Raw genomic sequence first — 6,641 nt, forward strand, 5'->3', positions numbered from 1 at the left:
AGCGTCAAAAATCGAGGAAGGACGGGTCTCTTTCATTCGTTTGCACCACCTTATTTTGGATTGGCCAAGGAATCTGACTTGGCTGGGATGCCATATTCGCTCCTGAGTTGAGCTTCTTCTGATCCGAGTGATGCGTTATCCAGATAGATAGGCCCTGCGGAGCCTTCTAGTTCAATGCGTTGGAAGCCGTTTTTGGGATGCTTTGCCGCCTCGTTCACGTCAGCTAGTCCATGGATCGGCATGCCGTTGATATTCACCACTACCTTGTTGGCAAGTTCCTGAAGTCCGATGGTCTGCGATGAAGGGAGGACCTTTGAGATGATGACCAGTCTCTTCTGATCTTTCGGCAAATCTTCCTGAAATGCATCAAGGGCAACGAGATTCTGAGGGGCGTCGCTTCTCCAGTTTACTCCCCATTCGCGGAGGTAGGGTCTGCTCAGCTCCTGAAAGAGAAGCCCCCCCAGAAAGGTGTACGGAACAGAGTCGCCATGCAGGCGTGCTGCACTGATTTCGGCCAGGGTATTCCTTCCCCCTAGCGTCAGCGTTGCCGTTCCCAGCGTGCCGGTCCCTTCACCGGCGCTCCGGAAGTACACAATTTCACCTTTGTCTCCGGGTGCGGATTCTAGGGTGGCAAGATTGCTGAAGTTGATTTTTCCGAGGCGAGGGTCTGTGTAGTTTCCCTCGCCATCGATGGCCTTGCCGCCTGCCCGTACGATGAGATCCCCCTTCCGGAGGCCTGCTTTCTCCGCCGGGCCTCCTGAATCAAGGGACGTGATGATGACACCATTGAGGTCTTTTCCTGTACCAAGCCATTCGCGCAATGTCCTTCCGCGAGCCTCTCCGTAGGTCAGTCCGGCGCGCGCTAATCCCGAGTAGCCGGGCTTGGCGTATTCCTTCAGGAAGCGCCCGATCAGCGGTGAGGGTATAATGTCAGCCGATTGAGTGCGTGGATCGTAACGCATCACGAGGCCTGCGAGTTTTCCCTCATGCAGCGCGGGAATGACAAAGCTTCCCTCCCGTTGAGGGATCGTCGTGGAAGCACGATAGAGCAGGTAAGCTCCTCCATCTGATGAATAAGGCATCACCGCGACCGTGGTCAAACTGGCCGGACTGAGAGCTGGCGCTCCGTTAGGCTCGAGTTGGAGAATCTGAACCGTACTCCCGGGCGTGATCATCGCGTCAAGTGAGAGAGGATGGGTTCCCTTGAGGAGTTCAGGTTCCACCGGCTTGATGACTGCCAGATTGCATTCCTCGTCGATCGCCTCCACCGTGGCGCTCCCCTTCGGTCCATCCTCCGGCTTCTCCAAGCAGATGTAGCTCGCATGGGCAACCATGTCCGCAGTGACTAGGAGTCGTCCTCCCTCGATGATCGTCCCAAGTCCGATGCGGGTGAACGGCTTCTTCTTGAGCCAGGGGCGCTTGTTATCGGGATATTGGATTGTCGATGTGACCCGGAGGACTGATTCACCTAGCCTTTGCGAAGGCGTATTCTTTTCCTGGCAAGCCGTCACGAGTGACAGACCCGCAAGTGAAAGTAACCGAATCATGGGAAGGAATCTTTTCATCGTTGGTCGTTTCGGCACCTGAGATCCTTAGAGATTCCGGGGGGAGGGGATGCTGTAGGTTTGCATGATGCGGGGATTCGCCTTCAGTACCGCTTCACGGCTGAGGACAATCGGTGCACCGATGCCATCCAGGATCACGACATCGTAGCGGGCCGGCTGATCGAATGCCGCGCTGACATCGGCGAGTGAGCGGATTTTCCTGCCGTTGATCGAGTCCACGATTCCCGGACGGAGACCGTCGCATCCCTTGTGGATGGGATCGGCCAGCACCCTACTCAGAACGACGATCTCGGGTCGTTGCAGGTAGAGATGTTTTTCCGCGAAGTTCTCAAAGGCCCGCTTGATCCTCAGATCGGCCATGCTATCCGCATTCAGGAAGTTTCTGTCGAGGGGTTGGAAAAGTAGTCCCCCGTGGAGTAGATAGCGGGGCTTCTCATCATAGGCGTTTCCCTGCATTCGGAAGGGCCAGTTTCCTACCATGGGGAATTCCACTGCAATGGTGGCGCCTTGCCTCAGGACATCGAAGCGAACCTTCTCACCCTCGAACTTCTGTTCCACCACCTCAGTCATATCGACCGACTGCCCGTCGAGTTCGACGCGTCCGTTACTTGCAATGGGATGACTATCGATCGAGAGAAGCACATCCCCTTTTTGAAGGAACCCATGGGAGGAGCCCTTCTCCTGCACGTCGGTGACGAGCACCCCCCGGTCATCATCTGGCAAGCCGAGGGCCTTCCGGGAAGATGTACTGAGCAGAGGCCTGAAAGCGATCGAGAGATCCGTGTATCCTGTGTAGGATCCCTTCGAGAGATCCTTGAGGAATCGCCCAATCACCGGGATCGGTATCATGAATCCGACATTCTGCGCAACTTCCCCCGAATAGCCCTGGAAGGCGACCCCTACCACCTTCCCATCCTGAAGGACCGGGCCGCCGCTGTTGCCGGGATTGATCGCGGCATCAATCTGGATCACCAGGTGCGAATCGACTCCGGAATGCGTGTACAAGTCGAAATCGATCTTAGAGACCACGCCCCTGGTCACACTGAGGCGTTCCCCTCCCAGCGGATATCCATAGACACTCACGCCACTCTCGATAAGGGGGACCCCGCCGAGTTCCAGGGGTACAGTTCCCTCGAAGAAGCCAGGCTCATCAACGCTCAGGAGTGCCAGATCACAATCATGGGCAATGAACTCCACATGGGCCGTGTAAGGATGACTCACCCGTTCGCGGGTGAGCGTGATGAAGCGTGCATTGCTGACCACATGGGCATTGGTCAGGATCTGCTTTTTCCCGCTAGGAGCGACGATGACGAATCCCGAGCCGATGCCTCCTCCGATATGACCCGCATTCCATGGGGAGGCATAGTCCGCTTCCTGATCCGTCACTTCGATCCTCACAATGCTTGCCGAGAGGTTTTGCCCGACAGCGGCCCCCCGGTTCTCGGAAGTAGGATCCTTGGCGCTCAGAGAGGGAGCCATCGCTAGAATGAGGCTCATCATGGGAAGGAGTTTCCGGCAGCTCATGTGATGGGAGAGACTCGCCCAAGCGTCTGCGGAGTGCAACCCTTCGAGAATGACGTTGCCGCACCCTCACGAATCCCTCATTATTTCATCAATGTCTAATCCTTGGGGTGTTCTTTTTGATTGGGACGGTGTCGTGATCGATTCCTCCTCCCAGCATGAGCGTTCTTGGGAGCTTTTGGCCTCTGAACGGGGACTTATTCTGCCCGAAGGACATTTCAAGGCCGGATTCGGCAAGAAGAACGAGGTGATCATCCCGGCTCTGGGCTGGGGGGATGATCCTGCTCTTGTCCGGGAGTTGGCCGATCGGAAGGAGGATCTCTACCGCCAGCTTGTCGCCGCCGAGGGAGTCATTGTGTTGCCTGGTGCCCGCGAATTACTTATTGCCCTGAAGGAGGCCGGGATTCCACGTGCTGTTGGATCTTCCACCCCGAGGGGTAATCTGGATGCCCTTTTTGCAGCCACCGGTCTGGATGCTTTCTTCGATCAGGTTGTCTGCGGTAGCGATGTTCTGCTTGGGAAGCCCGACCCCGAGGTTTTCCTGAAGGGAGCCGATCTTCTCGGACTTCCTCCCCAGCGCTGCCTTGTCATTGAGGATGCCTTTGCGGGGATCGAAGCCGCGAGACGCGGGGGAATGAAGGTCGTTGGCGTCGCCACGACTAACCCGCTCTCCTCCCTGAGTGAGTGCGATCTAGCCGTCGAGAAACTGCTCGAGGTTTCCCCATCCAAGCTTGTGGCATTGCTGAACTGATTTTTTGGATGAATACCGTCGCTACCGTGGATTACCTGCTGATGTGCTTGTTGCCGCTTGTCCTTATCCTTCTGGGTGGGATCTGCGTGATGGCCGATGTGGTCCTGCTGAAGCGCCGCGGCGATGCCGACTCAGTGACCTCCTATGTGGATGCAAGATCGCGTCCCCGTCCAGGGTTGCGCCTCGCCTCGGTGTTTCTCTTCACTCTGGCCTCGGTGCTTGCCGCCCGTGATCTCCTGATCCTCGATCATGAGGGATTGGTGATGCTTCTCCCCGCCTGGATCGGGATTGTCACGACGGTGATTTCCTTCCTGATCCTGCTGTTCGGGATACTGCTTCCGAGAGCTATCGGGGAATCGCTTCATACCTCCCTACCGATCCGGGCCCTCTCCCGCCTGGCTCGTTGGATGACTATTTGGATCGATCCGCTGGCTGAGTTGGGTTGGGCTTTTGTCGCCTCGACCCTGAAGCTATTTCATCTCGATCCCCGTCGCACCGCAGAGCAGACCGAGGAAGATGTGCTGCAGATGATGGATGAGGGTTTGGAGAGCGGTGCCTTTGAACCTGCCGAGAAGGAGATGGTGGAGGGGGTGCTCGATCTCGACGAGCAGTCTGCGGCTGAACTCATGACCCCTCGCTCCCGGGTGACATGGCTCGATCTTGATGACACGAACGAAGTGAACTGGCGCCGGATCGCCGGGGCCGGTCACTCCGATTACCCTGTCTTTCAGGGTACTCCTGATAATATCCGAGGCATCGTTTCCGTGAAATCCCTCTGGGCCAACCTCTCCCTCACCGGCTCAGTGAAACTCACTGACGTGCTCAATCCACCGCTCTTTGTCCCTTCCACCATGATGGCCCCGCGCCTTATCGAGGAGTTCAGGAACACCCGCCGTCATGTCGCTCTGGTCGTCGATGAGTTCGGCGTTGTCGAGGGTATGGTCACGCTCAAGGATGTGGTCGAGGCCATCGTCGGCAGATTGCCCGAGCGCGGTGTCCGCCAGAACTATCCCGAGATCATCACGCGCGAGGATGGGAGTTGGCTTATCGATGCTCAGCTCGATTTTGAGGAGACTGCCCAGGCTATCTCGTTGGAGTTATCGGATGAGGAGTTGGAGGCCAATAGGTACCAGACGATCGGCGGGTTTGTCCTGCATCATCTCGGCCATATCCCTGGAGAGGGTGAGAAGTTTCAGCAGAATGGCTTCCGCTTCGAGGTTGTCGATATGGACCGTCAGCGCATTGACAAGCTGCTTGTCAGTCGTGATCCGAAGCTTTCGTTGGACGAAGAGGCTGCTTCCCAATGATCGCCGCCGCTTATCATCCGGAGCTTTTTCCCATGGAGCGCGTCTGGTGGCTCTACGGACTCTTTCTCCTCATGATTCTTGGAAGTCTCTTTCTGGACATGCGTCGCAGGAATGGGAATGAGCATGAGATAGGTCACCGTGAGGCCCTCTTCAATCTGCTTCTTTGGGTTTCCTTGGCTCTGCTTTTTTGCGTCGGTCTCTACTTCTACGGACTGCATGTCTTTCCTCAGGATCTGAGACTGGCCGGATACGACCCCAAGGTTCTCGCTAAGCAGTGCAGTCTGGAGTTTCTCTCCGGTTGGTTGGTTGAGAAGAGCCTCTCAATCGACAATCTCTTCATCTTCCTTGTGGTCTTCGACTTCTTCGCGATCCCGCCGAAGTACCGTCATAAGATCCTCTTCTACGGCATCCTCGGAGCCATCGTCTTCCGCGCCCTCTTCATCGCCCTCGGATCGGTGCTTATGCAGATCTCCTGGGTTCCGCTCGTTTTCGGAGTCTTCCTGGCTATCACGGGTCTCAAGGTTGCCTTCGGTCCTGAGTCCCATCCCGATCCGGCTCATAATGTCCTCCTCCGCCTCCTGAAGAAGTTCCTGCCGATATCACCGGGTCTGCACGATGGGAAGTTCCTCATCATGGAATCGGGTCGCCTCATGGGGACACCGCTCCTCCTGACGCTCATCTTCATCGAGTTCACCGATATAGTTTTCGCTGTCGACAGTGTCCCTGCGATCTTTGCCATCACCAAGGAACCCTTCATCGTGTTCACGTCGAATATCTTCGCGATCCTAGGATTACGGGCTCTGTTCTTTCTCTTGGCTGGAATGGCCTCCAAGTTCCACTACCTCAAGTACGGGCTGGGATTCATCCTCTGCTTTGTGGGCCTGAAGATGTTCTGGCTAGATCCTCACTTTCACGGTCACTTCCCGACAGTCTGGTCTCTTGGGATCATTGTTACTGCCCTCGCCATGGCCGCACTCTTCTCCTGGCTACTGCCATTGAAAGAAGAGGTGGCAGAAGGGTGAAGTAATCCCGCAGCCGTAACAAATCAGCGACTGGCGGGAGCTGATAGGACCGCTAGGCAGCCCCGGTGGGGGCGAGTGGCTTGGGAAAGCCCGAGTTCAAATGCGAAGCAACGGCCGGGCTAGCAATCGCGGAGAGCAGAAATGATTTTACAGGGATAAAGGGGATAAAGGGGACGATGAATGTGAAATTCAGGAAACTTAGGAATAACTCCCGCAGAGGCGCGGAGGCGCAGAGAAATGAATTAGGAGGGAAAATGATTTTGTAGAGATTGGGTTTCTTCGGGGTCTCCTTATCAAGACCAACACAGATCTTATTCATCTGTCATCCTCCTCTGCGCCTCTGCGCCTTGTAGGTCTCGGAATATGGAGATTCAAGGAGTTATTCGCAAATGCCCGGAAGGGCAAGGTAGCGGCAGCCCGAGTCGCACAGCTCGGGCGCTGGCGCTAAGCCAGAGCTACCGGTTTGGGAAGAACT

The 6,641-nt window shown here is 56.2% G+C and carries 5 protein-coding genes; 3 read left to right on the forward strand and 2 right to left on the reverse strand.

Annotation, left to right across the window (positions count from 1 at the left end; genetic code table 11):
- Positions 1-50: 50 nt before the first annotated feature.
- Together K8R57_03325 and K8R57_03330 are read right to left on the reverse strand one after the other, a co-directional pair.
- A complete protein-coding gene (locus K8R57_03325; GenBank protein ID MCE9587327.1) occupies positions 51-1,547 on the reverse strand; it encodes a PDZ domain-containing protein in 1,497 nt (498 codons plus the stop codon).
- A 45-nt stretch (positions 1,548-1,592) separates the two neighbouring features.
- On the reverse strand, positions 1,593-3,089 hold the full coding sequence (locus tag K8R57_03330) for a trypsin-like peptidase domain-containing protein (protein MCE9587328.1): 1,497 nt from the start codon (positions 3,087-3,089) through the stop codon (positions 1,593-1,595).
- A 91-nt stretch (positions 3,090-3,180) separates the two neighbouring features.
- On the opposite strand from K8R57_03330, the gene K8R57_03335 reads away from it, so the two are divergent.
- Genes K8R57_03335 through K8R57_03345 form a run of 3 tightly spaced genes read left to right on the forward strand, consistent with a single transcriptional unit; the run spans position 3,181 to position 6,166 of the window.
- Entirely contained in the window at positions 3,181-3,837 is a 657-nt protein-coding gene (locus K8R57_03335; protein ID MCE9587329.1) for an HAD family phosphatase, read from the forward strand.
- An 8-nt stretch (positions 3,838-3,845) separates the two neighbouring features.
- A complete protein-coding gene (locus K8R57_03340; GenBank protein ID MCE9587330.1) occupies positions 3,846-5,144 on the forward strand; it encodes a hemolysin family protein in 1,299 nt (432 codons plus the stop codon).
- 32 nt (positions 5,145-5,176) lie between these two features.
- Positions 5,177-6,166: a TerC/Alx family metal homeostasis membrane protein gene (locus tag K8R57_03345; protein ID MCE9587331.1), complete on the forward strand. Its 990-nt coding sequence runs from the start codon at positions 5,177-5,179 to the stop codon at positions 6,164-6,166.
- Positions 6,167-6,641: the final 475 nt, after the last annotated feature.

It is taken from the genome of Verrucomicrobiota bacterium (assembly GCA_021413925.1).
Lineage (GTDB): Bacteria > Verrucomicrobiota > Verrucomicrobiia > Chthoniobacterales > UBA6821 > UBA6821.

What these genes read in the sequence shown, in the direction of transcription:
- K8R57_03340 (MCE9587330.1), top strand. Translation starts at nt 3,846, where the DNA reads ATGAATACCGTCGCTACCGTGGATTACCTGCTGATGTGCTTGTTGCCG.
- K8R57_03345 (MCE9587331.1), top strand. Translation starts at nt 5,177, where the DNA reads ATGGAGCGCGTCTGGTGGCTCTACGGACTCTTTCTCCTCATGATTCTT.
- K8R57_03330 (MCE9587328.1), bottom strand. Translation starts at nt 3,089, where the DNA reads ATGAGCTGCCGGAAACTCCTTCCCATGATGAGCCTCATTCTAGCGATG.
- K8R57_03325 (MCE9587327.1), bottom strand. Translation starts at nt 1,547, where the DNA reads ATGATTCGGTTACTTTCACTTGCGGGTCTGTCACTCGTGACGGCTTGC.
- K8R57_03335 (MCE9587329.1), top strand. Translation starts at nt 3,181, where the DNA reads ATGTCTAATCCTTGGGGTGTTCTTTTTGATTGGGACGGTGTCGTGATC.